Source organism: Bifidobacterium tsurumiense (assembly GCF_000741765.1).
In the GTDB taxonomy this organism is placed as follows: domain Bacteria; phylum Actinomycetota; class Actinomycetes; order Actinomycetales; family Bifidobacteriaceae; genus Bifidobacterium; species Bifidobacterium tsurumiense.
On record NZ_JGZU01000008.1, the window covers coordinates 15,825 to 40,894 of the forward strand.

The following is a 25,070-nucleotide window of genomic DNA, read 5'->3' on the forward strand; positions in this document are numbered from 1 at the left end:
ATGAGGTTGCGGAAAACAACGGACTCAGTCTCAAGGCTTCCGCACACTCCATTACCTGAAGCTTAAGGAGCTGGCCATGGCCGACGAAACCGTCACCGAACCCGAGAACACCACCGAAACCGCTGAGCAGGCAACGACGTCTGCGAATGTGGAGAAGGCTGGCACCACACCATCCGCAACACCAACTCCGGCATCGATGCCGAAGCCACACGCACCGTCACCGGCCGCATTCGCCAAGAAGTCGAGGCCACGTCCGATTGCCGCACCTTCGACCGGACATGCCGAAGCCGATATCAAGGCGGCAGAATCATTCGGACGTGTGGACGATAACGGTACTGTGTTCGTCAAGGATGGCGACGAGGAACGTGAGGTGGGTCAGTTCCCTGACGCATCCAAGGAGGAGGCATTGGCATTGTATGCTCGTCGCTTCCTTGATTTGAAGGCTAAGTTGGATCTGTTCGCCACCCGTTTGCAGTCCACATCCATCAAGCCTCGTGAAATTGACGAGTCGATAAGCTCTCTCGAAGAGGAAACCAAGCAGCCTGCGGTCGTTGGCGACATTCAGGCTCTGCGCGATGAATTCGGGTCGCTGAAGGAACAAGGCGCCGCGAAGAAGGCCGAAATAGCCAAGGCACGCAAAGAGGCTGTAGCCAAGGCCGTTGAGGAACGCACTGCAATCGTGGAGAAGGCAGAGAACCTCGCCGCATCATTGAATGACAGCACGAACTGGCGTTCCACTGCGGATAAGTTCCGTTCTCTATTTGACCAATGGCAGCAGCATCAGCGCAATTCCGCCCGAATCGACAAGGCCGAAGCCGATGCGCTGTGGAAGCGTTTCTCCTCCGCGCGCACCACATTCAATCAGGCTCGCCGCAAGTGGGTACAGGCTCGCGACAACGAACGCAGTGCCGCCAAGCAAGCCAAAGAAGCCATCATCGCCGAGGCCAACGAGATCAAGAATTCCACCGCATGGGGCGAGACCTCACGCAAGTTCAACGAACTCATGGATCGTTGGAAGAAGGCCGGTCGCGCAGGCCATAGCGAAGATGATGATCTGTGGGCAAAGTTCCGCGAAGCAGCTGATGTGTTCTTCAATGCCCGCCAGGCGGATCGTGACCAGATCAGCTCTTCAGAAAAGGAGAATTTGGCCAAGAAGGAAGAATTGCTGAAGAAAGCCGAGGCTCTTCTCCCTGTCGCCGACGAAGAAGCCGCAAAGCAGGCTCGTCAGGCCCTGTCTTCCATTCAGGAAGAATGGGATCAGATTGGATATGTTCCTCGTGAAGATATGCGCCGCATCGAAGGCCGTCTTGACGCCGTGGATACTCAGATCAAAGCCGTTGAGGAAGCAGCCTGGAAGCAGAGCGATCCTGAAGCGGATGCTCGTAAGTCCAGCTTCGAAGAACAACTGAGTGCTCAGCTTGCCGAGTTGGATGCCAAGATTGCTGCAGAAACCGACGCATCGAAGAAGTCCAAGCTCGAAGCCGAGAAGGCCACGAAGGAACAGTGGCTGAACGCGATTAAGTAGGCGTGAGCAGGTAATTAATCTCTGGCTCTTTGCAATCAGCAACGAGCCATTCCGGATGGATTGCTGGTTCAGACGGGGATGTTCTGTTGTGGACATCCCCGTTTTCGTATCCTTGCTCACACCTTGTACGCACGGCAAATGGCCACACTATATGCCAATAGCGGATGATTATTGATAACAACCTCCCGTGGTGGACAATGAGTGAAGGACTGGCGGTTCACATTATTTCTTCAAGAATTCGAAGAGTTGGGACTAACTATTCCAAGATGGATCGCCAATGTGAGGGAAAGGCGGATATATGACGGATCCACATGAACATCAGCATTCACATCCCGAAAACGATCCAACAGATGCGACCATGCACAATGGACGAACCATAAACGACATGGATATGCAAGGTATGCATGATGCAGCTCATTCCGAAACTGAAACGCAACACCATATGCACGATGAACAAACCGTGCATGGTATGGATATGCATGACGAACGAACCATGCATGAGCATCAGATGAATGATGGACATGATATGCATAACCATCACCATCATGCGGAGCATGACCATATGTCGCATAACGATGCAATGAACCGAATGGGAATGCACGCTAACCACGAGCATGGCGGCACGATGGATGAAATGGCCGGCATGGCGGGGATGCATATGAACCATGAAAGCCACGGCAATCATGAGGTTCATATGGGCCATTCTGGTCATATGGATCATTCAGGCCATATGGGTCACAGCCATCATGTGGCTATGTTCCGTAGGCTGTTCTGGATAAATCTCATAATCGCCGTGCCGGTTGTCATCTTCTCCCCCATGTTCGCCATGTTGCTGGGCTACGGTATTCCCGGCTGGGCAAAGTGGATTGCGCCAGTGCTGGGCACGGTAATGTATGTGTGGGGAGGCAAACCGTTCCTCACAGGTGGTGTCAGTGAGCTTCGCAGTCGCCGACCTGGCATGATGTTGCTCATCGCTCTGGCAATAACGGTCGCATTCATCGCTTCTTGGGCATCGACTCTAGGACTGGTGAGTTCAGAACTCGAGTTTTGGTGGGAGCTGGCCCTACTTGTGGTCATTATGCTGCTAGGCCATTGGATAGAGATGCAATCCTTGGCACAAACCTCTTCTGCTCTTGATTCACTTGCTGCGCTGTTACCTGATGAAGCAGAGCGCGTCGAGGGCGAGACCATTGTCAAGGTATCCCCCAGTGAACTCAATGTCGGCGATGTTGTTGTGGTACGACCTGGAGGCAGCATTCCTGCCGATGGCATTATCATCGACGGTCAGGCCGATATGGATGAATCCATGCTCACCGGCGAATCACGACCCGTTTCACGTGGCGAAGGCGAAGCCGTGGTAGCAGGAACTGTGGCAACTGATTCAGGACTCCGTGTAAGAATCACGGCAACGGGCGATAACACGACTCTTGCAGGTATTAATCGTCTGGTCGCTGAAGCACAGAATTCCTCTTCTCATGCGCAACGCATAGCTGATCGCGCAGCGGCCCTGCTGTTCTGGTTCGCCCTTACTGCCGCAATCATTACTGCGATAGTCTGGTCAGTGCTCGGCTCCCCAGATATCGCAATAACTCGAGTGATTACTGTACTTGTTATCGCCTGCCCGCATGCTCTGGGTTTGGCGATTCCCCTAGTTGTCTCCATTGCGACCGAACGCGCAGCTCGCGGAGGCGTGCTCGTCAAGGATCGTTTGGCTTTGGAATCCATGCGTCAGGTCAATGCGGTGTTCTTTGACAAGACCGGCACCCTGACCAAGGGTGAGCCAAGCGTTATCGACGTATTCCCTACGGATGGTTTGGACGCCGATACGGTTCTTGCATTAGCCGCAGCCGCAGAAGCGGATAGCGAGCATCCACTGGCGAAGGCCATTGTCAACGCTGCCCAACATCGGTCATTGCATGTTGCTCAGGCCAGTGGCTTTACTTCTTCCCCGGCCGTTGGCGTCACTGCAACCGTGAATGGTGTGCAAATCCGCGTTGGAGGCCCACGTCTGCTCGAAGATCTTGGATTGCAAGAGGTTGAAGCCGCAGAATCCTGGAGAGCGGAAGGTGCCATTATTCTGCATGTGATCCGCGATGGAGTGGTTATCGGTGGATTGAAGCTTGCCGATGAGGTGCGTCCTGAATCCAGAGAGGCTGTGAATGCATTGCATAAGCTCGGCATCGAAGTGGTTATGATAACCGGTGATGCGCCTGCGGTGGCCGAAGAAGTCGGCAAGGAACTTGGCATTGATCGCGTATTCGCCGGCGTCCGCCCCGAAGATAAATCAGCCAAGGTTGCCCAGTTGCAGCACGAAGGTAAAAAGGTCGCCATGGTTGGAGATGGCGTCAACGACGCACCGGCTCTGGCTCAGGCTGATGTCGGTATTGCAATTGGCGCCGGCACCGATGTTGCCATAGCATCGGCTGGGGTAATTCTCGCTAGCTCAGATCCTCGCTCTGTGCTTTCGGTTATTGAGCTTTCCCGGGCTTCGTATCGCAAGATGCAACAGAATCTGTGGTGGGCTGCCGGATATAACCTCATCGCGGTTCCTCTTGCTGCCGGTATTTTGGCTCCTATTGGTTTCTTCATGCCAATGTCTATCGGTGCGATTCTCATGTCCCTATCGACAGTGGTCGTGGCATTGAATGCTCAATTGCTGCGACGGCTTGATTTGAGGCCCGAGCAGAGCACTAAGGCGATACTCAAAGGTAATTAATACCGATTGGTAGTTCCGCAACCATATTGTCATGCGATTAAGCGGTGCGAATACTCATTATAGCAATGGCATAGAGCTGAATGCTGGGAATTTCAACGATTGTGATGCATTTCACCCTGAGCTGCACAGAAGATTTGGCGACAAGGGAAATCACGCATGTTGTGGGGCATTAAGCAATAACGCAGAATGGGCCACCTGTTCAGGTGGCCCATTCTGCGGTTAACTCAAGTTCGCAACATTGCTCAACATGTTGCAAAAGACTGCAGTACACTCACACATTGAACTTGAATTCGACGATATCGCCGTCCTGCATCACATAGTCACGACCCTCAAGACGCAACTTGCCTTCTTCCTTGATGGCATTCATCGAGCCATGTGCCGCGACGAAATCATCATATGAGACCACACTGGCCTTGATAAAACCCTTTTCGAAGTCGGTGTGAATAACGCCTGCTGCCTGTGGCGCAGTCCATCCTTGGTGAATCTGCCATGCACGCACTTCCTTCTCACCAGCTGTGAGGAAGGTCTGCAATCCCAGCACATCGAAGCCGACTCGGGCCAACTGATCGAGGCCGGATTCTTCCAAGCCGGCGTCAGCGAGCATCTCACGCGCATCGGCTTCGTCCAATTCCGTCAATTCAGATTCAAATTGCGCATTCAAGAAGATGGCCTGTGCAGGAGCCACGGATTGTGCCAACTTGTCCTTGAGCTCTTCGTTGGTCAACTCGCTGTCATCCACATTGAACACATAGATAAACGGCTTGGCTGTCATCAGATGCAGATCGCGAATATCATTCTTATCGATGCGGCCATCAGCGGCGGCATGATCGATGGTCTCCCCCGCTTCAAGAATCGTCTTCGCCTTCTTGACGGTATCCACGTATTCGGCTGTGACCTTCTTGCCGCGCAGATCCTTTTCCAGTTTGGGCAATGCATTCTCAATGGTCTGCAAATCAGCCAGAATCAACTCGGTATTGATAGTGTCAATATCGTCTGCGGGATCAACCTTTCCATTCACATGCACGATATCGTCATCTTCAAACGCGCGCACGACCTCGCAAATGGCATCAGCTTCACGAATATTCGCAAGGAACTTGTTACCGAGACCCTCGCCTTCTGAAGCGCCCTTCACGATTCCTGCGATATCAACGAAAGTCACCGTGGCCGGAACGATCTTCTCCGTATGCACCAATTCCGCCAACACCGGCAAACGCTTATCAGGCAGCGGCACGATTCCCGTATTGGGCTCAATGGTGGCGAACGGATAGTTTTCCGCAAGCACGTTATTGCGGGTCAACGCATTGAACATGGTGGACTTGCCCACATTGGGCAAACCGACGATTCCGATAGTTAAAGACATGCTTCCCAGTCTAGAGGCAAGGTGGACGTTTGCCAGCATCCTGCATGATGCCCACTATCGTGACTCACATGTCCTGACATCATATGGAAGAAGGTGAGATCAATGCCTGTGTCAAGCATTGATCTCACCTTCAATTTCCACTGAAAGACGACTTCATGTTCGAGAATGCGTTACTTACCTTCTATGGCGTCAATAGCGGCAATCACCGCACCACGGAATGCCTTCTGTTCAAGCTCGGCCACACCCTTGATCGTCGCACCGCCAGGCGAACTCACAGCATCCTTCATCGCACCCGGATGCGTGCCAGTAGCCATATACAAGGCACCGACTCCTTCAACCACCTTGGCCGCAAGTCGATACGCCACATCGCGCTGCAGTCCATACTTGACTCCAGCATCTCCCAATGCCTCCATATACATTGCAGTGAAGGCAGGAGCGCAACCAGCAATCGACATGGCGATTCCCATATGCTTGCTGTCAACGCGCTCGATTTGGGCTATCGGTGAGAACAAGGATTCAAACACGGCAACCTGATCATCATTCAAAGAATGATCCTGCTCGGCAATCACAATTCCTTGCCCGACTGCAATCGGAGTATTGGGAATGGTGCATTGCACGGCAACATCCTCACCCAACAAATCCTGGTATTGTTCCAAATTCCAGCCAGCTGCAAGAGATATCACAAATATCCGAGGCTGCGCCAACTCCTCAGCCAGCGGAGCGAGAACCTTCTCAATTTGGTACGGTTTGATGGCGATGATGACCACATCCGAAGCCTGGACCACTTCCTCAGGGGTGTGCAACGGCCGCACTCCAAGCTGTGCAGCATTAGCTACCAACTTGTCATAATGTGCGGCGCATGCCACAATATTCTCGCCTTTCAGGACACCCGCTTTGACCCATCCCTGGGCTATCGCCTGGGCCATATTGCCGTATCCTATAAAACCGATGGTTTTCTGCTCAATCATCCAAGTCTCCTTCAAGCGCCGAACGGCCTGATATTATCCGAATTCACAAAACGCGTTCATCATATAACGAGCTGCGCTGATTAGTGTGATAGACCATGTGTGACAACATGCAATACCAATAAGCACCAGCCCAAGCTAATGCGCGGCTTCAAATGGAACCGACACTATATCCATGATGCCCGCACGTTTATTCTGCGAATAGCTCTTCCAGATCGCCGCGATTCAAAGCCTCTTGATACAAGTGTTTGAAAACACAGTCGCCGTGCACACCGTCGTGTTCAAACTCATTGGTCGCCCAATAATGCGAGCGCCCCACTCGAGACAAGGTGTCAAGCTGCAAACTGGAGTCGACATACATATCGTCCACATACACCGCCGCCTGGAGTGGCACTTCATTGGAGGCCAATCTCTCGGCATCATAGATCACACCGAAATGCGTATCGGCCATGAGCTCATCCATTGCCGCTCGGAATGGCCGAAGCGCATTTTCCTGTTCGAACATCCAAGGGAATATGGCCTCGCCTGTGAAGAGCAGCGGTCGTGCATCGACACTGAATTGGGGCATGGTATCGCGCACGCGTTGCGCAGCCCATGCCAGAGGGCGTTCCAACTCGCCATTGGCATATATGCATTCCTGCAAAGGCCAATACAAAGGACTTGTTGCAGTCGTTGCCGCCACATTCTCCAGGAATGTTGATGTCAGACGCATGGCACTCTTGGCACTACCATCACCGTCAGCAAACGCCGTATCAAGCATCCAATGCACTTGCTCGAAGCTGGGCTTCATGCCGAATCGGCTCCCCAGCGTCTGCAAACGCTCAACAGTGAACGGGTCGCCATTAGGCAGTTCGATATTGTGTTCCGAGATGATGCTGGCCACCTTCGCCACACGATCGACATCCTGCGGGTAACGCTCGTAGAATTGGCGCGTTTTCGTCTCCATGCGAGGGAAAGTATGCTCATACACTTCATAGGCATCCGCAGGAACATGAGGAATGCCACCTGTGGTGAAACTTGCCACCACTCCCTCCGGGAACAGCGAGAGATAACTCAGCGTCAGGAATCCGCCATAGCTCTGCCCCAGAGTCACCCATCGTTTGCCTTGGAATTCCATCAAACGCAGATGTTCGAAATCCCGCACAATCGAATCGGCCAGGAAATGCTTGTAATACGCTGCCTGCTGCTTGCCGTTTCCCCGCTGCACAATGTCATTGGCATCAATATGCGAGGACCGGCCAGTGCCGCGCTGATCCGGCAAAATAACACGGAAGTGCTGGACGGCTTCTGCGATCCAGCCGTCACTGCTTGGGCTCAAAGGCCTGGGGCCAGCTCCGCCCGGACCGCCTTGCAGGAACACGAGCAGAGGCAGATCATCATGCACATGTTCTGGAGCGCAAACCACTCGATAGAACAGGCTTATGGTCTCACCTTTGACTTCCTTACCCGGTCGCGAATCCTTCCAATCAAGCGGTACTTGAATCGAATGATCTTGAATATGCAAGCCCGGAACATAATATTCTGCCAACGCCGTCATCCCAGATTCCTTTCCTCGGATGTATCCCATATCACTGATATGCGAGGACAAGTCTTTCCCTGAATCTGCAATATCTATTTGGGCAATCATCCTCCAGGCCGATGATGTCAACGCAGGAACACGATATCCTGTTGGAATATGGGAGCGATACAACGAATCTGGTCTTGGTGTCGGCAATACCTACGTATTACCGATGCCTTCGTTGTACTCATCGTATTTTCCATGACCGCATCCATAAATAGAGTCGGCGGATTGCTTTTCGATCAGGACTTGATTCGGGTGCAGCTATGGACCGTTCCGCTGCTAGTGTGCTTTCTGCTTCGCCATTATCGTCCCCAAACCAGCGCCCTCTTTTTTGCAGGATTCTCGGCACTCCAACTGGTGTTCGGACCTTATCTCATACCGATTGATCTGTTGGCACTCGCCATGGTTTATGCGGCATTGGCACATGGCGATACGAAAAACACCAAAGCCTTTGTGATCCTTTCCAGTGTTATGGGAGCATTTGCGGCGTTCATCATTGATTGGGTCACTCTAGCAGCACCGCTCTTCGCCGAGGATGCAAGCAGTGACATATATCCCTGCCGCGCCGTATATCAAGGCGTTTTCAGTTATTCCTGCGCTTCTTCAATATCCAAAATCGTTTTCAATATACTGATTGTCGAAATCGCACTGGTCTGCACATTCGTTTTCGCCTTGTGGCAACGAGCGCGTATGGAAACCGTTCGTATTCTGCGCGAGCATAACGCCGCAATCGAGGCACGCGAAGAGGAGGAACGGCATATTGCCGCCCTTGCCGAAAGAGCCCGCATCGCCCGTGACATGCATGATGTTGTGGCACATACACTTTCCATCATTATTGTGCAATCCGATGCCGGTCGATACGCAGGCGCTTCCAATCCGGATATCGCGCGCAAGACGATGGACACCATCCAACACCAGGCCGAACGGGCATTGCACGATATGAAGCGCTTGCTTGGGGTTTTTGGCGGATCTGCACATGCCGACTACCACGATATCGAAGCGCTTATTACACAGGCACAATCCGTTGACGAACAGATCCGGATTCAAAAAGTAACTCAAGGCAATCCGCAGCCGGATCAATTGAGTGTCGCTGCGAGCGCCGCAATATACAGACTGGTCCAAGAGTCGCTGAGCAATGCACGACGGTATGCCGGCCCTCATATTACAGTCACCATAACCGAATCGTGGTCAGCGGACGGCATCGCCATAGGCGTTGAGGACAATGGGCGCGGCGCGTCGGCTTCTATGGATGGACACACACCAGGATTCGGGCTCATCGGCATGCATGAGCGCATCGAGGCGGTGGGAGGCAAATGCAGTGCCGGGCCGCGAATTTCAGGCGGATTTGCTGTCAGGGCCTTTGTTCCATTCAACGCAGTGAATCACGAAATCGGGCAGGAAAGTGCATCTCACACCGAAGTTAAGCCGAATACCGAAGATAACAGAGCTGCGAACACTGCGCCAATCATGCCGATTTCCACTTCGTCACACCGGGTCATGCCTGCTACGAGCGAGGATCCCGAGCAAAGCAGTCAAGCCACTAATACCAACGAACATGTTGCGGATCGAATGGCAGCAAACGCCCATGAACCGATCAAAATCAAGCAAGCCCGCCAGAAGCACCGCGTTTCATCTAATTGGATCGAAAGACTGTTGCACTGGGCGCAACGTCGATACTTCCTTGTGGATATGTTGATCATGCTGGTCGTATGGGTGCTTTCCATCTTGAGCAGCCCCAATTCGTTTGAGACTCTGGATTCGATGCTTTCCATACAAACCGTCGAAACAGGGAATGCCCTGCTATCAATTTTGCACGCAGCGTTTGTGTTCTTGATATTGCTCCCTCTCGGTCTGCGCAGACGTTTTCCGCGGTTCAGCGCAGCGTATACGGCGGCCTTCGCTCTGGTCCAGATTCTATTCGTCCCCGATATTCCCGCAGAAAATATCGTTGCCTTGGTCGTGCTATATTCCGTCTCACTGTATGGGCGAGGGAAAACCTGGTTTTTTGCCATGCTCGCCGCTTTGGCATGTTCCGTACTCCTGGGTCTTCGGGCGGCTTTGATGATCCTAGGTATTATTCCCGGTTATTCAAGCACCGCCGGCGCCCTCTTATACCGTGAAGCCATCCAGACTTTCATACTCATCACCGTGGTGATTTCAGCGCTGTGTCTTATCGCAGTGGGTTTGGCACGACTTGCATATTCCCGTGGTACCAATGCACTTATTTTGCAGGACCAACAAGCAGCCTTGCAGGCAGAACGTGGGAAAAACCGGATATTGGCCGCAAACAAGGAACGCGACCGCATTAGCGCCAATATTCAAGCCGAAGTCACTGACACGCTGAACGAAGTCATTACGCAGGCCGTTGCGGGGATTCGCATGTTGGATGAGCATGCATCCAAGAATGAAACAACACCGCCTGAGGCCATCGACAAGGCATTTGCCGCAATCGGACGAAAAGGACGAGAAGCCCTGGCCCGCATGAGACAATTACTGAGCGTATTGCGTGAAACCGGATTCAGCGATGAATCCATGCGCGACAATGACCATGGCAAGGTGGCTTTGCATCCTGCGGCAAACCTTGAAGCTCAACTGCAGGCGCACACCATTCACGGTTCATCTGCGCAATAAATCCAACAAGATTTGTTCAATCCTTACATCCATTCAATAGGCACGCAGCAAGTGTCTCCGCACGTCCCTTCTCACTGTCTATCGCCTGTGCTCATTGTTCAGCAGCCTGCGTTCCATCGCACCGAATCACCAATCAGTTGAGCTTCTCAGTTACAGTGGTAGGCATGACTCAAACGCAGATACGGGTGGCGATCGCCGACGATCAGGAGTTGGTTCGCGCCGGTTTTTCCATGGTGATTGGCAGTCAACCCGATATGGTGGTTGTCGGTTTGGCCGGTGACGGTGCAGAAGCCGTGCATTTGGCGGAAACAACCCAGCCGGATGTCATATTGATGGATGTCCGTATGCCAGGCATGGACGGCATCGAAGCCACCCGACGGATTACAGCCATGATGCGCGATATCGGCGTTTCGCAGCCAACCGGAAGTGCCGGAGAACCGCCAGCCTCCTTGGACATGGATCGACCTCGAACCCGCGTGATTATCCTGACAACTTTTGATCTTGACGAATATGTCATGGCCGCAATCAATGCGGGCGCTTCAGGATTTCTGTTGAAAGACACCGAACCCGAAACCCTGCTTTCCTCGATTCGCACCGTTTTTCAGGGCAACGCGATAATCGCGCCTACGGCCACCAAACGTCTGATCGAGAATATGCTGGCGCACGGAAACATAGTCTCTGCCCAGACGATGCAAGTCCCGGAGCAACAGAATGCCTACACCGATCCCGAATTGGAAGATCTGACCGAACGCGAGCGCGAAGTACTGATAGAAATCGCTCATGGATTGTCCAATCAGGAAATAGCAGACAAGCTGTTCATCAGCCTGCCCACCGTCAAAACGCATGTGGCGCACATCCTTGCCAAAATCAACGCAAGAGACAGGGTCCAAGCCGTGGTTTTCGCTTATGAGAACAAGCTCGTATAGCGATACAGAAAGAGCTGCAGCTCCAGCCATCCCCTCCTCGAGCCGTGATTCGATAGGGATAACGGTGGAGCTGCAGCTCTTGTTATTGAATCGGTTATGCCTCAGCCAGGGCCTCCACAGGAGCGGTTCTCACTGCTCGACGAGCCGGTGCCACGCTGGCTATGAGGGCTGCAATCGCAGCCACTATCAGTACCAGTGCCGCAGCATCCCAATCCATCGGCAAAGAGACGCCGTCCGAACCCACAATCGCGCTCATCACCATATAGGTTCCTGCCCAGCCGAATCCCGTTCCCAAGACAACGCCAACCACACCGCTCACCAATGAGATCAGCAATGCTTCCACGGCAAGGGATCTGCGTAGCTGACCCCGTGTCATGCCAATGGCCCGCAAGGTTGCGGATTCGCGAGTCCTCTCGATCACGGACAGACTCAATGTGTTGGCCACACCGATCAGGGCAATGAACACAGCAACTGCCAGCAGCCCCACCAACAGAGCCAACATGGTATTGATAATCTGCTCGAATGTCACACGTTGCGCCACAGGTCCGGTCAGATCGACGCCTTCCAATTTGGATGCGGCGGTTTGGACATTTTGGAAGATATTGGCCAGTGAATCCTCATTGCCGTTCACCTTGGTAAGCAGCATATGGCCGGTTGATTGAATCTCACCGGAAGTGAATAGCGATTCACTCACAAATGCGGTCAGATCCGTATCGGCAATTCCTCGGTATTGTGCTTGTTTTACACTCATATCAATCGAGGAAGCCTGTTCCCTTTGCGCATCGAGGATGCGCAGCGCGGTGTTGCCACTGCCCAGATTCAATGCTTTGCCACTATAAGTCAGGCGTTCAGGCATCACGATGTTCTTGCCTTCGACGCTCATGGAGCCAATATCACCATGCAGTACTTGTTGCAAGGCCTGTGCACTGGCGACTCCCACAAGCATTACGCTATGATTCTTGCCCGTAGCATCGCTGAATTCCGCATTGGCCGTTGGTGCATAGAGAGCATTGCCGATACCACGGATCGAAGAGATTGAGTCTGCGCCGCTCTTATCCAGTCCAGGCCCATAGGCGACCAGGTCAACGCTGTATCGCATATCCAATGCATGGTTCAGGGTCTGCTTTACTCCAGCCGCACCGGTTGCCATGGTGGATACCAAGGTAACGCCGATAAGGAGGGCTGCTCCGGTAGCTGCCACTCGGCGGGGATTCTTTTGCACATTCGCATGAGCGATGGCAGATGACGGTCCGATTTTGGCGACCAATGCTCCCACGCCACGCATTAAGGCAGGCATCCAGAATGTCGCGGTCAACACCAATCCAAGGAAGACCAGGCCGCATCCTGCCACTGCTCCGAACAAGAGCATTCCGAATACCTGTTCCGATGACGAATCCGTATCGCCATTGACCAAAACCGTGGTTTGCCAAATGCTTACAGCGACAAGAGCGATGCCTAGGATTACAGCGAACCAACCAAGTACAGCACGCACTTTTCCTGATCTGCGTGAATCCACCAATTCCAAGGGGCGCAAAGCCTCCAAAGGAGTGACGCTGGTTGCAGCTCGGGCAGAACCGATCGATGCCAGCACTGTGACGAGGATGCCGAATACCAGCGGCACCACGAATACCTGCCAGCTCAATACCAGGCCACCGGAAACAAGCATCGAACCGCCAGCCGCATCGAACAAACCGGAATGGATAAGCGCGGCCATCAAGCCGATGCCGACCGCAATTCCCAATATTGAGGCAATCGCTCCCAGAACTCCCGCTTCCAGCAGCACGGAACGATATAATTGCCCACGCTTCGCACCAATCGTACGCAGCAAAGCCAGTGTGCGTCTGCGCTGTGCAACCAATACCTGGAATGTATTGGCGATAACCAATGAGGCGACCAACATGGCAAGCACACCGAAGGACAGAAGGAACATGGTGGTGAAGCCCAATCCGTTCGCGCTCATATTCTTGCTGGCATCATCGGCGACCTGCTTTACGGATTTCAACGCGAAGCCCTGCGGCAATAATGCATCGATTTCCTTCTGCGCAGCAGTTGCTTTGCCGGGATCGATATTGAGCAAAACCTTGCCTGTTTCGACTTTGGAAAAGTCGTTATCCGTCAATCCGTAAAGTCGGGTCATAATGTCATCAGAGACAACGGCTGCGCCATTGTAGAAGGTATACGCGCCGTTGGGATCTGTTGTCAATCCCACCACTTTGGCCGGGTCCGCACCGACTTCGACAGCCCCTTGCACATCCACTGCGGCGTTCATGCCGATGGAGACCGTATCGCCGATTCGAACTCCTAATCGTTCTGCGATAACCGATGGCAATGCAACCTCGTTTTCCCCCTGCGGCTGCCTTCCTTCTGTGAAGAAAACGGCGAGCAACTTGGCATCAGACGATGTATTGACCACCATCACACCCGTGCTGGAACCTGTCTTCGAACCATCGCCCTTGACAGCGCTCTTGCTGCCATGCGCCGATACATTCGCCACAGTGGTGATCAATGGATTCGCAGACCGTACTCCATCAATTGCACGGATACGATCTAGCTTGAATGCCGATATAGGCTGCATCAGATATCCGCCGCTCGCATCCTTGACACCGATGGCATAATTTGCCTGGCCCAGTGTCGCCGTGGTCACTTTTCGCAGAGACTCATCCAGACTGTTGGAAAACAGGAAGGTCGATGCGATAAATGCAGTGCCAATAAGAACGGCAATGCCAGCGGATACCAGCATTTTGGCACTTTTCTTCATAATATTCAGTGTTATTGCCCACATAAGAATTCCTTCATTCAAAACTTTAAGATACGACCGGCAGCTCATTGGCATGCAAGCACGGGAGCACAGTCATTCCACTGAGACCGGTTGCGCCGTCATTGCTGAGCCGGCATAGCCGCATGCATCCCGACTGCTCGCATCGGCGAAGGTGAAGCCATTCGAGTCGCACGCTCTCGTTCCTGCATAAGCAGATCGTTCATTTGCTCTGCCTTTGGCGCTTCAACATCAGCCACGATGCGTCCATCCGCGAAAACGATGGCACGGTCTGCATACGAAGCGGCAACGGAATCATGGGTGACCATGACAATGGTCTGTCCGAGTTCGCGCACCGATTGCTTGAGGAAGCTCAACACCTCGGCGCTGGAAACGGAATCGAGATTACCCGTTGGCTCATCGGCAAATACAACCGAGGGCTTGGAAATCAAAGCACGGGCAATGGCTACTCGTTGCTGCTGGCCACCGGAGAGTTCGTTCGGACGATGCCCCAACCGCTCGCGCAAACCCAAGGTGTTGACCAACATATCGAACCATGCCCTGTCCGGCTTTGCACCCGCAAGGGTCAGAGGCATAAGAATATTCTGTTCCGCACTGAACATGGGTAGTAGGTTGAAACTCTGGAAAATGAATCCTACCTCATGCCGACGCAGCATGGTCAGCTGCTTGTCATTGAGCTTCGTGATGTTACTGCCCGCGAAATAAATATTGCCTGCTGTGGCGGAGTCCAGTCCTGCCAGCACATGCATAAGAGTTGATTTTCCCGATCCGGAAGGTCCCATTATGGCAGTGAACTTCCCTTGCTCAAACCGCACATTGACATGCCGCAAAGCGTGCACGATACCTTCGCCACGGCCATAGTCCTTGACTAAATCAATGGCTTCAATGGCCACTGGATTCAGTCCCTGCGATCGATTGGTATTGACGGTATCCGGCGTGCCGATGAATTGGGTTGCATTCCCCATAGTCATTCTCCTTGATGCGCTCTGTTGCGAGTCTTTGCTCCTTACATTTCGAGCATATGAGAATGCAGCCGTTGCTCCCATCATGCTTGGGACGGAATTCGCGAGGCCAATCCGCCAGCACATCATCCTGAAGTATGAGGAACTCCCTGAAAAAACACGGGAATGCATATCCGCAGTCGCCGCAACCGGGACGATATGGGAACCTCCCGGAGGGATAACCACCAGAAATGGCTCTGCGAGAATGAGAGCTAATGACATATTGCGCAAACAACGTTGGCAGCGCATGCGTCTGAACATCACGAATTCGACGAGTAGGAACGTACCCCTTGACCAGAAAGACAACGATGCGCCGAGAACTTCACATCCTCGGCGCATCAATTACTGCTGCAATGACGAGAGCGGCAGCCTGTGATCACAACTCCCCTTCCTGATCACAGCCCTGTACTCATAGCGTCCCCCACATCCTGTCCTGTCTTCTTCTCATTATTCGATTCACTCTGTGTTCGGGGCCACCTTTGAGCGAGACGGCCCCTGCAAAGCAGGGAACTACTTGGCCAGTCCGGATTCACGAACCGCCGTAAAAGCCCCCTTCAGATCGTCGAGAATATCCTCGATATTTTCGGTACCGATAGAAAGCCTGATCGTGCCCTGATGGATGCCCTGATCTTCCAACTCTTCAGGTGTTTCCTGAGAATGTGTGGTCGATGCCGGATGAATGGCCAAGGACTTAACATCAGCAACATTGGCAAGCAGCGAGAACAAGTGCAGATTGTCGATGAACACTCTTGCCGCATCCTTGCCGCCCTTGATATCGAAGGTGAAAATAGAGCCGGCTCCGTTCGGGAAGTACTTCTTGTACAGCTCATGATCGTGGCGTCCCTCAATGGCCGGATGGGAAACCGACTCGACCTCAGGCACGGTTTGCAGATATTCCACAACCTTCAAAGCATTCTCAACATGACGTTCCACGCGGAGAGACAGCGTCTCAGTGCCCTGCAACAACAGGAATGCGGCGAACGGAGAGATTGTTGCGCCGGTATCGCGCAGCAGAATGGCACGGATACGAGTGACAAAGGCGACGGACCCAAGGGCTTCAAAGAAGTTCAGGCCGTGATACGAAGGATCTGGCTCGGTAAGCGTCGGGAACTTCCCCGGCACTGCGTTCCAATCAAATGAACCTCCTTCGACGACCACACCGCCCAGAGTGGTGCCATGGCCACCAATGAATTTGGTTGCGGATTCCACCACCACATCGGCTCCGTGCTCCAAAGGACGGAACAGGTATGGAGTGGCGAAGGTATTGTCCACGATAACCGGCAGATGATGCTTGTGGGCGATGTCGGCAATCGCTTCGAAATCAGGCAGATCAGCATTGGGGTTGCCGAAAGTTTCAAAATACACCAGCTTGGTGTTCTCCTGAATGGCGTCCTCGAAATTCTTCGGCTCTTGGGGATCCACGAATGTGGTATTCACTCCATCGCGTGGCAGTGTGTGGCGAAGCAGGTTATAGGTTCCACCATAGATGTTCTTTGAAGCGACGATATGATCGCCGCTCTGCGTGATATTACGGACCGCATATTCCACAGCGGCCGCACCGGATGCAACTGCCAGACCGGCAGTGCCACCTTCCAGAGCAGCGATACGACTCTCAAAAACGCCCTGCGTGCTGTTGGTCAGACGTCCGTAGATATTGCCGGCGTCCTGCAGTCCGAAGCGTGCTTCGGCATGATCGAAATTATGGAAGACATAGCTGGTCGTGGCGTAAATCGGGACTGCACGCGCATCGGTTGCAGGATCCGCTTCCTCCTGTCCGACATGCAGCTGCAGGGTTTCAAAACGATAGTTGCGGGTGGGCTCGCTCATGAATGGCTCCTTATCAGGTGTTCTGCACTAACCGTCGCCTCAGCGGCGTTGGTTGAGACGATATGCCGCCGCCGTGAGACTTCGCAACTTCACAGCTATCGAGGTTTTCTATAGCCCCTTACCAAGGCGCGGTCCGCCGCGGTTTGCGGCATGTTTCGAGTCTCGGATTTTCCGCTTGGGTCAAATTCGACACGCTGTTGACGCTCCACTACGCGGACATACACAGGCTGGTTGTCTAACATGTCGCTAAAGTCATACTTCAGGTGACGGATTCGCAATGTGGCTGCCGCTCCATCGCATTGCTCAGCGATCCGTGGACGGCAATCATACCCGTCAGCTAACGGTATGAAAGGTTTACCATGACAAATGATGTGACACTGTTCGATCGCGATCCCCTTTACATCCCACGAGTCGCTGCCGTTCACGATATGTGCGGTTATGGCAAGTGCTCGCTCACCGCAGCGATTCCGATTCTGTCCGCAGCCGGTTGCGATGTGTGCCCAGTGCCGACCGCACTGTTCTCCGCACACACGATGTACAAGGATTTCACCTTCCATGACACCACCGATATCCTCAACGACTATCTGGATGCATGGCAAAAAGAGGGCGTGGAACTCGACGGCGTCTATTCCGGATTCCTGGGCAGCGCAGAACAGGTTGCATTGATTCAGCGTCTGTATCGCGAATATCCTACTGCGTTGCGTCTGGTGGACCCAGTAATGGGCGATGCAGGCAAGATGTACCCGACCTACACCCAGGAACTCTGCGATGCCATGGGAGCTTTGGCTGATGGCGCAGACGTGCTTATGCCGAATCTGACTGAGGCCAGCATTTTGACAGGCCGTGAATACCCTGGCCAAAACCTCGACGACGAGCAGGTTGCTGACTGGCTCGATGCTCTGCTGAAGCTGGGAGCCAAGAATGTGGTGCTCAAGGGCATCGATCGCAATGATGGCAAGTTACGCAATTATGTGGCCAATGCTGAAGGCCATCAGGAACTGGTTCACGAGAAGCTGCCGTATATGATCCACGGCACCGGTGACGCATTTGCTTCGGCACTGTGCGGAGCCGTTATGGCAGGACGCGGCATTGCCGATGCTGCGCATATCGCAGGCGAATTCGTGCGTCACGCCATGGAAAGCACACGCAATCAGCCTCATTTCGAGGAGCGAGGCGTCAGCTTCGAGCTCAATCTGGGTGAATTGACCACTCTGGTTCGCTAAGATTCACAATCTTTCGCAAGTTGCTTGCATATGGCGGTGTCGGTTGCATAATCCTACCGACACCGCCATTTAAAAACCTCCGACCACATTCCTCGAAAACCCTCTTAGAGACACAACTCTTATGATGCACTGGTGGCATGAATATGCACACCACAACCACAGCCACCAAGATCCCCTCTGCGCACAGATGCCAACTGGATCAAGCACGGCTACGCTATGACAACGAACGTCCGCTCCCGCAGAGTGCTCGCGAAGAAAAACTCCGACTGATTGCTCAACAATTGTGCATGGCCGAAAACCCCAAACAACTTGGCGCATACGGAGAACGATACGCAGCCGCTTGGCTTGAACTGCAAGGCTGGTATGTGCTGGAACGCAACTGGAGAACACGTTTCGGCGAATTAGACATCATTATGCTCGATCCCAAACACACCGTGGTGTTTGTCGAAGTCAAAACTCGCCGCAGCACTCGGCAGGGACTTCCGCAAGAAGCCGTGACATCCAATAAACAAGCCAATCTTCGGCATGCCGCACTAGCATGGCTCCATGAGGTGGATCATCGTATCTCCAACAATGGACTTCGTTTCGATGTGATCACCAATATCGTCGGTCGCAAGGAGGTCAGCACTCGTCATATCAAGGAGGCGTTCTGATGCCGATCGGAGAAACGCTTTCCATCGGATTAATCGGATTGAGGGCACATATCATCCAAATACAAGCCTTCGTCTCCCCCGGACTGCCCTATTTTTCCATAATCGGGCTGCCGGACGCTTCCCTGAGCGAGGCGCGGGAACGCGTGAAATCCGCATGCCAGGCAAGTGGGTTCAAGTGGCCGGATACTCGTGTCACGGTGAATATGTCTCCGGCATCACTGCCCAAACGAGGTTCCTCACATGATCTCGCCATAGCCGCCAGTGTGTTGAGTGCGGCCAATGCGATTGCACCCGATTGTTTGGCCAATACCTTAGTGCTAGGAGAGCTGAATCTTGACGGCAGCGTACTGCCCATCCACGGGCTGCTTCCCATACTGCTCCATGCCAGAGATCGAGGAATCCGATCGGTTATCATTCCACAGGCCAATAGCGATGAAGCCTCATTGGTTCCTGATATCGAGCCAATTATGGTTCGTCATGTCGGCGAACTCATTGAACTCATGGGAGGTACGGCGCGATACCGCATCAACACAAGCGCTCCTCAAACAGCAGACAACGTCTTGGACGACATGGAGACCATTCATCCCGCTGATATGGCGGAGGTGGTCGGACAGGAGCATACCAAATGGGCATTGCAGGTCGCTGCGGCCGGTGGACATCACATCCTGATGGTAGGACCGCCAGGCTCAGGCAAGACAATGCTGGCATCTCGCATACCGGGAATAATGTGTCCTCTCACCGAGCGGGAGCAATTGGAAGTGGCTTCGATTCGATCGTTATGCGGCACGCTTCCCCAATACGGCATATCCGACATTCCTCCATTCGAGGCACCCCATCACACCGCCTCCAATGCGGCCATGGTTGGCGGAGGCAGCGGCATCGCCATGCCGGGAGCCATAACCCGTGCGCACCGAGGAGTGCTGTTCATGGACGAAGCTCCTGAATTTTCCCCTCGCACATTGCAGACACTGCGAGAGCCGTTGGAGTCAGGCATCATCGCCTTGTCACGGGCAAAAGGAACTGTATGGTATCCCGCGAGGTTCCAGCTCGTTATGGCTGCCAATCCTTGCCTTTGCGGCATGGCATATGGCACAGGGGAACGTTGCACCTGTAAGGAAAAAGAACGGATCCGGTATTTTGGACGGCTTTCCGGACCAATACTGGATCGAATCGATATTCAGGTCGATGTGCTTCCTGTGCAACATATCGCTTCGCAGCAATCCCAAAGTTCATTGTCAACCAAAACGATGCGTAGCGCAGTAATATCCGCTCGTGAAGTGGCACATGATCGATACGCGGCCCAAGGATGGTCATGCAATGCCCAAGCCAGCGGTGAGTGGCTGAGAACGAACACATCAAGAAAGGCCGTGGCACTGCTCAATCAGGCATTATCTGCAGGCAATCTTTCCCTCCGTGGAGCAGACCGCGCCATGCGATTGGCATGGACTCTTGCAGACCTGCGTGGAGCAAACTCTCCTGAAGAAGACGATGTCGCCCAAGGCATCATGATGAGAACGAGAGTGACATGAGTAACCCTGATGCGTATGGATTGGATGCTGTGGGGATACCCGACGATGAGACACTGGCACGCGCGGCACTGACCTATTGTCTGGACGGTGCGGATGCCATTATGCATGCCACCTTGCTTGGTGCCGGTTCGGCCATTTCAGTATTGCAGCACATCTGCGACATCCCGCATGCATGGTCTTCAAACGACAACGACTTGCAATCGGCACCTGATTCGGTAAAACGACTCGAACAGGCGTTTTATGCAGGGCTGACCACTTGGGGCAAACGCATAACCAAGCAGGCCTCGCAAGCGTTTATGCGTTCATTGCGGAACTGGCATAGAAGAAGCCTCACAGCGGTTCGTTTGCAGGACAACACCTTCCTCAATTGGATCAGCGCAGAAGGCGCACAGTGGATCATCGGCCCTCACAGCGCTCTGTGGCCAGCCTCGCTTCAGGATCTATCCTTACGCGGCGACTGGGCTCCACCGTTATGTCTATGGGGACGAGGCTATCCCAGAGCACTCAACGCATGTTCCTCGCCATTGGCAATTGTGGGATCCCGCGGAGTCAACACTTACGGGCATACCACCGCAAGAGCACTGGCCTTTGAAGCTTCGAAGAACGGTCATACCATTATTTCCGGAGGGGCCCTTGGTTCGGATGCCGCAGCGCATTGGGGAACGATAGCGGCACAAGAGGATTATGGCTCCCAGGCAGGAGCGACGATTGCGGTGTTTGCCGGTGGATTGAACCATATTGGTCCGAAGAGCAATCTGCGATTATTCGATGCAATAGTGGAACACGGCGGTGCTTTGCTCAGCGAAATGTGTCCTGGCACTATTCCACAGGCACGCCGTTTCCTCCTCCGCAATCGCATAATCGCTTCCATGGCGAGCGCTGTCGTGGTCTCACAAGCACGTTTGCGTTCTGGCGCCATCAATACCGCAGGCTGGGCGAATGAGCTCAATCGCAAGGTCTACGCAATTCCCGGCAATATTGATATGCCCCACAATGCGGGATGCAATCGACTCGTTCATGATGGCAAAGCCATATTGCTGGATCGCATCGAAAACATCAATGATGCGCTCGACGACGATCATGCTGAAAGCAATTCGACCTCACCGATTGACGCCCCTGCACTCGATCAAAGGGCGCAACTTCCCAGATGCATCACGAAAAATGCCACCTTTCCCGCTTCAGAACATGCATCACACCAAAGCGCATCAACAAGTTCAATCGAGCAGCATCACAAGAGTCATGCAAAGCGAACCATTGCTGACAGGGGTGATACCGAAAGCGGCGATTCCGGTCCCGAAGGCAATGCTCAGAACCATATGCCCGATAATTCCCATGCACCCGATATGGAAGCGCTTATCCTGCAAGCCATCAGATCATGCAACAATCAACACATCCCAGCCAGTATCGATGCAGTGCTTATGATGCTGGGCTCGATGTCCAATACGAAGTCCCTCGCCGAAACTCCACCACATGACACGATCGCGAGCGCCGCGCGTCACACCATCGCCTTGATGGAACTGGATGGCACTCTCTTGCTGAATAATGGACAATTGCAAAGAGTCCATACACCAAATCGCGAGGTTACGCGATGAGAAATGTTGCGCGATGCGTAACGGCTTGATGAGCTGTGTGCGTAGCGCGATGTGGGATATTGTGTGATGCCCAGTATTGCCGATGAGCAAAGTTCAGGATAAGCAGTACGGCGTGAAAGCAGGACAGCACAATGAGCAGTACAGCACGATGCGCGGTGTGAGAAGACACCATACCGCATATCATGCCGAAATCGAAGCGTCGCATTCAATCCAGTTCAACGATGCAGCCATATGAATGAACGCCAAACGGCATCGCAGGAACCACACTTCACTCAACCACACTTTGCTCAACCCCATACAAGGGTCACTGCTGCCACTGGCAATGGTCCAGATCGACCCTCCACCCCTCATCGCCGGATTGCCCAGCTTGTGGAGGGAGGAAACGCACGCCTTCCTCCTCAAGTAGTTGCCGCTGCCGATCAGGACCGCCGAAGGCGAAACCCGGCGCCAGCGAACCGTCACGGAATACGACCCGATGGCAAGGAATGACCCCTGGTTTGGGATTGGCATGCAAGGCAAATCCAACAAAACGCGCATTTCGAGGATTTCCTGCCAACGCCGCGACTTGGCCATACGTAGCCACTTGGCCTTTGGGGATGGATTTCACCACTTCATAAACTCTCGCATTGAATGCACCGGTCATGCATCCATTATGCCGCCTCAAAACAAAGGACGGAATATGATTCACCTCACCACGTCGCATCACGACATCGTGCCGACGATAAGCTGCAGCACTTGCGAAAGCTACCGCAACCAAGTGCATCACAGACAATCCTGGAGCACACATTCGTCCTACCCTGTGCGAAAATCGAGGGTATGAATCCGAAGCGTGTAGAAGAGATGTACGACGCGGTTATTGTCGGCGCTGGAGCAGCCGGATTGTCGGCAGCCTTGGGAATGCTGAGATCTGAAGAATTCGCATCAATGCAAGCACAGGGAAATAAGCCTAAGCTATTGGTTATTTCCAAGCTGCAGTCACTGCGATCTCATACCGGTTCCGCAGAAGGTGGCATTGCAGCCAGCCTGGGCAATATGGAACACGACGATTGGCACTGGCATTATTTCGACACAATCAAAGGTGGCGATTGGCTGGTCGATCAGGATGCCGCCCGGATTCTCGCACAATATGCGCCACAGACGGTCATCAATCTGGAACGCTCCGGCGTAGCCTTCTCCCGTACCGAGGATGGTCATATCGCCCAGCGTCGATTCGGCGGACACACCGCTGAATATGGCAAAAATCCAGTAAAACGAGCCGCGTATTCAGCCGACAGGATCGGCCACCAAATACTGCACACCCTCTGGCAGCAATGCGCATCACAAGGTGTGGAATTCGCAGAAGAATGGTATGTCACCGATCTTGTATTGGACGATACCAGATCCGCTGTCTGCGGTGTCGTGGCATTCGACACCCACAGCGGCAACGTTCACGCAATTCATGCTCATAATGTGCTCCTCGCCACAGGAGGTGCAGGCCGTCTGTTCCATACCACTTCGAATTCATGGGATCTGACCGGAGACGGCATGGCATTGGCTTTGGCTGCTGGGTTGCAACTCGAAGACATCGAATTCATGCAATTCCATCCCACTGGTTTGGCGCACACCGGCATTCTGCTCTCCGAGGCTTCTCGCGCTGAAGGCGGCATTCTGCGCAATAGCGAAGGCGAGGCGTTCATGCAGCGCTACGCACCGGAACACCGCGATCTTGCGGCACGAGACATTGTCAGCAGATCGATTATGGCTGAGATCGACGCAGGACGAGGTGTGGCGGACCCCAAGGATCCCGAAGGCCCGAAGGACTGCGTATGGCTTGATATGACCGGCATCGCTGCGGATCATATGGAAAAAGCACTGCCCCAGGTATGCGAAACGATACGCATGTATGCCAATATCGACCCCAGCAAGAATTGGGTGCCGGTCAAACCGACCGCGCATTACACCATGGGGGGCATCCCAATCTCATTGAATGGCGAGGTATATCGATGGATCGGCGATGAGCGTCAGCGTGTCCAAGGCCTGTTTGCAGCCGGCGAATGCTCTTGCGTAAGCGTGCATGGAGCCAATCGACTCGGCGGCAATTCTCTGCTTGATGCGTGTCTGTTCGGCGAACGCGCGGGGCGCACACTCGCCGAAAGAATCGCTGAAACCTTCAACGAAGATTCCATAGGCGAGAATGACGCCTCTCGCGACAAGACACAGGCATCCGATAGTGAATACCGCGATGCCGTGGCAGAAGCAGCAGCTCAACGCAAAGTTGATCTGAACACCCTGCTTAATGCGACGGAATCCACCGTCGCCGGCAATGAAGACGGCACCGATTCCAGCGCATCGGATGACACGACCGCATCCGATATCAATGCATACGGGTTATTGGCTCAACTCGGATCAATTATGGAACGTGCAGCCGCTGTCCGCTGCTCTCATGCATCGCTTGAACAGGCATTATCCACTCTTGAGCAGGATTTCTCGACCGCCGCTCAACAGTTGCACGCCCACAGCAACACCGCTCAATACAATCAGGAAATCACTGCAATCTGGGAGGTTCGCAATCTCGCCGCATTGGCAACGGCTATGCTGCACGCCACCGATGCACGGCAAGAATCCCGAGGCTCGCTGCAACGTCTGGATTTCCCACAGAGAAACGATGCCTCATTCCTTGCACACTCCATGATCGACGCGACACACAATATCAGTTGGCAGCCAGTGCATATCGTCGACATGCCTCCACAGGCTCGCATATACTAATTCATTTGAACGGCTTGCCGCATTGCATAGGCGACAGCCC

16 protein-coding genes and 2 pseudogenes are annotated in these 25,070 nt (G+C 53.5%); 11 read left to right on the forward strand and 7 right to left on the reverse strand.

Features of this window, described 5'->3' with window-relative positions:
* The first annotated feature begins 76 nt into the window (after window positions 1-76).
* Together BITS_RS04115 and BITS_RS04120 are read left to right on the forward strand one after the other, a co-directional pair.
* Window positions 77-1,525 (forward strand): DUF349 domain-containing protein, encoded by a 1,449-nt coding sequence (locus tag BITS_RS04115; RefSeq protein WP_026642626.1) that lies wholly within the window; start codon window positions 77-79, stop codon window positions 1,523-1,525.
* 298 nt (window positions 1,526-1,823) lie between these two features.
* Complete coding sequence (locus BITS_RS04120; protein WP_238556544.1) at window positions 1,824-4,241, forward strand: heavy metal translocating P-type ATPase; 2,418 nt, start codon at window positions 1,824-1,826, stop codon at window positions 4,239-4,241.
* Window positions 4,242-4,512: 271 nt separating this feature from the next.
* On the opposite strand, the gene ychF is transcribed toward BITS_RS04120, so the two are convergent.
* From ychF to BITS_RS04135, 3 genes are all read right to left on the reverse strand, one after another.
* Window positions 4,513-5,601: a redox-regulated ATPase YchF gene (ychF, locus tag BITS_RS04125; protein ID WP_026642624.1), complete on the reverse strand. Its 1,089-nt coding sequence runs from the start codon at window positions 5,599-5,601 to the stop codon at window positions 4,513-4,515.
* Window positions 5,602-5,771: 170 nt separating this feature from the next.
* Window positions 5,772-6,569, reverse strand: a complete 798-nt coding sequence (gene proC / locus BITS_RS04130; RefSeq protein ID WP_026642623.1) for a pyrroline-5-carboxylate reductase — start codon at window positions 6,567-6,569, stop codon at window positions 5,772-5,774.
* 187 nt (window positions 6,570-6,756) lie between these two features.
* Window positions 6,757-8,103 carry an alpha/beta fold hydrolase gene (locus BITS_RS04135; RefSeq protein WP_026642622.1) on the reverse strand — a complete coding sequence of 449 codons (1,347 nt, stop codon included), beginning with the start codon at window positions 8,101-8,103 and terminating at the stop codon, window positions 6,757-6,759.
* 138 nt (window positions 8,104-8,241) lie between these two features.
* On the opposite strand from BITS_RS04135, the gene BITS_RS04140 reads away from it, so the two are divergent.
* The 3 genes and pseudogenes from BITS_RS04140 to BITS_RS09700 form a co-directional block, all read left to right on the forward strand.
* Window positions 8,242-10,758: a sensor histidine kinase gene (locus BITS_RS04140; protein WP_026642621.1), complete on the forward strand. Its 2,517-nt coding sequence runs from the start codon at window positions 8,242-8,244 to the stop codon at window positions 10,756-10,758.
* A gap of 164 nt (window positions 10,759-10,922) precedes the next feature.
* Window positions 10,923-11,415 (forward strand): annotated as a pseudogene (locus tag BITS_RS09695) (response regulator); the annotation flags it as partial.
* 86 nt (window positions 11,416-11,501) lie between these two features.
* Window positions 11,502-11,684, forward strand: a pseudogene (locus tag BITS_RS09700) (response regulator transcription factor); the annotation flags it as partial.
* A 94-nt stretch (window positions 11,685-11,778) separates the two neighbouring features.
* On the opposite strand, the gene BITS_RS04150 reads toward BITS_RS09700, so the two are convergent.
* The 3 genes from BITS_RS04150 to BITS_RS04165 all read right to left on the reverse strand — a co-directional run bounded on the left by BITS_RS04150 (window position 11,779) and on the right by BITS_RS04165 (window position 17,288).
* Entirely contained in the window at window positions 11,779-14,466 is a 2,688-nt protein-coding gene (locus tag BITS_RS04150) for an ABC transporter permease (protein ID WP_026642619.1), read from the reverse strand.
* Window positions 14,467-14,561: 95 nt separating this feature from the next.
* A complete protein-coding gene (locus BITS_RS04155; protein ID WP_081693585.1) occupies window positions 14,562-15,425 on the reverse strand; it encodes an ABC transporter ATP-binding protein in 864 nt (287 codons plus the stop codon).
* A 546-nt stretch (window positions 15,426-15,971) separates the two neighbouring features.
* Window positions 15,972-17,288 carry an O-acetylhomoserine aminocarboxypropyltransferase/cysteine synthase family protein gene (locus BITS_RS04165; protein WP_026642616.1) on the reverse strand — a complete coding sequence of 439 codons (1,317 nt, stop codon included), beginning with the start codon at window positions 17,286-17,288 and terminating at the stop codon, window positions 15,972-15,974.
* Window positions 17,289-17,647: 359 nt separating this feature from the next.
* Here BITS_RS04165 and BITS_RS04170 point away from each other — a divergent pair, with 359 nt between their 5' ends.
* The 5 genes from BITS_RS04170 to BITS_RS09085 all read left to right on the forward strand — a co-directional run bounded on the left by BITS_RS04170 (window position 17,648) and on the right by BITS_RS09085 (window position 22,520).
* Window positions 17,648-18,511, forward strand: a complete 864-nt coding sequence (locus tag BITS_RS04170; protein WP_026642615.1) for a pyridoxamine kinase — start codon at window positions 17,648-17,650, stop codon at window positions 18,509-18,511.
* A gap of 287 nt (window positions 18,512-18,798) precedes the next feature.
* The gene (locus BITS_RS04175; RefSeq protein WP_081693587.1) at window positions 18,799-19,164 is read left to right on the forward strand and encodes a YraN family protein; all 366 of its coding nucleotides are present in this window, start codon (window positions 18,799-18,801) and stop codon (window positions 19,162-19,164) included.
* A complete protein-coding gene (locus BITS_RS04180) occupies window positions 19,164-20,693 on the forward strand; it encodes a YifB family Mg chelatase-like AAA ATPase (protein WP_026642613.1) in 1,530 nt (509 codons plus the stop codon). The genes BITS_RS04175 and BITS_RS04180 overlap by 1 nt, the downstream gene beginning before the upstream one ends.
* Window positions 20,690-22,285 (forward strand): DNA-processing protein DprA, encoded by a 1,596-nt coding sequence (locus tag BITS_RS04185; RefSeq protein WP_044259469.1) that lies wholly within the window; start codon window positions 20,690-20,692, stop codon window positions 22,283-22,285. Before BITS_RS04180 ends, BITS_RS04185 begins: the two co-directional genes overlap by 4 nt.
* A gap of 82 nt (window positions 22,286-22,367) precedes the next feature.
* Complete coding sequence (locus BITS_RS09085; RefSeq protein ID WP_155804636.1) at window positions 22,368-22,520, forward strand: hypothetical protein; 153 nt, start codon at window positions 22,368-22,370, stop codon at window positions 22,518-22,520.
* Between the two features lie 69 nt (window positions 22,521-22,589).
* Here BITS_RS09085 and BITS_RS04190 read toward each other — a convergent pair whose 3' ends face one another.
* Window positions 22,590-22,928, reverse strand: coding sequence for an MGMT family protein (locus BITS_RS04190; RefSeq protein ID WP_026642612.1), 339 nt, complete (start codon window positions 22,926-22,928; stop codon window positions 22,590-22,592).
* Between the two features lie 173 nt (window positions 22,929-23,101).
* Between BITS_RS04190 and BITS_RS04195 the strand changes: the two genes are divergently transcribed.
* Entirely contained in the window at window positions 23,102-25,030 is a 1,929-nt protein-coding gene (locus tag BITS_RS04195; RefSeq protein WP_026642611.1) for an FAD-binding protein, read from the forward strand.
* Window positions 25,031-25,070 lie beyond the last annotated feature (40 nt).

What these genes read in the sequence shown, in the direction of transcription:
- BITS_RS04120 (WP_238556544.1), top strand. Translation starts at nt 1,824, where the DNA reads ATGACGGATCCACATGAACATCAGCATTCACATCCCGAAAACGATCCA.
- BITS_RS04150 (WP_026642619.1), bottom strand. Translation starts at nt 14,466, where the DNA reads ATGTGGGCAATAACACTGAATATTATGAAGAAAAGTGCCAAAATGCTG.
- BITS_RS04190 (WP_026642612.1), bottom strand. Translation starts at nt 22,928, where the DNA reads ATGACCGGTGCATTCAATGCGAGAGTTTATGAAGTGGTGAAATCCATC.
- BITS_RS04165 (WP_026642616.1), bottom strand. Translation starts at nt 17,288, where the DNA reads ATGAGCGAGCCCACCCGCAACTATCGTTTTGAAACCCTGCAGCTGCAT.
- BITS_RS04175 (WP_081693587.1), top strand. Translation starts at nt 18,799, where the DNA reads ATGGCCGAAAACCCCAAACAACTTGGCGCATACGGAGAACGATACGCA.
- BITS_RS04140 (WP_026642621.1), top strand. Translation starts at nt 8,242, where the DNA reads ATGGGAGCGATACAACGAATCTGGTCTTGGTGTCGGCAATACCTACGT.
- BITS_RS04155 (WP_081693585.1), bottom strand. Translation starts at nt 15,425, where the DNA reads ATGGGGAATGCAACCCAATTCATCGGCACGCCGGATACCGTCAATACC.
- BITS_RS04195 (WP_026642611.1), top strand. Translation starts at nt 23,102, where the DNA reads ATGAATCCGAAGCGTGTAGAAGAGATGTACGACGCGGTTATTGTCGGC.
- BITS_RS04115 (WP_026642626.1), top strand. Translation starts at nt 77, where the DNA reads ATGGCCGACGAAACCGTCACCGAACCCGAGAACACCACCGAAACCGCT.
- BITS_RS04170 (WP_026642615.1), top strand. Translation starts at nt 17,648, where the DNA reads ATGACAAATGATGTGACACTGTTCGATCGCGATCCCCTTTACATCCCA.
- BITS_RS04135 (WP_026642622.1), bottom strand. Translation starts at nt 8,103, where the DNA reads ATGACGGCGTTGGCAGAATATTATGTTCCGGGCTTGCATATTCAAGAT.
- ychF (WP_026642624.1), bottom strand. Translation starts at nt 5,601, where the DNA reads ATGTCTTTAACTATCGGAATCGTCGGTTTGCCCAATGTGGGCAAGTCC.
- proC (WP_026642623.1), bottom strand. Translation starts at nt 6,569, where the DNA reads ATGATTGAGCAGAAAACCATCGGTTTTATAGGATACGGCAATATGGCC.
- BITS_RS09085 (WP_155804636.1), top strand. Translation starts at nt 22,368, where the DNA reads ATGAGCAAAGTTCAGGATAAGCAGTACGGCGTGAAAGCAGGACAGCAC.
- BITS_RS04180 (WP_026642613.1), top strand. Translation starts at nt 19,164, where the DNA reads ATGCCGATCGGAGAAACGCTTTCCATCGGATTAATCGGATTGAGGGCA.
- BITS_RS04185 (WP_044259469.1), top strand. Translation starts at nt 20,690, where the DNA reads ATGAGTAACCCTGATGCGTATGGATTGGATGCTGTGGGGATACCCGAC.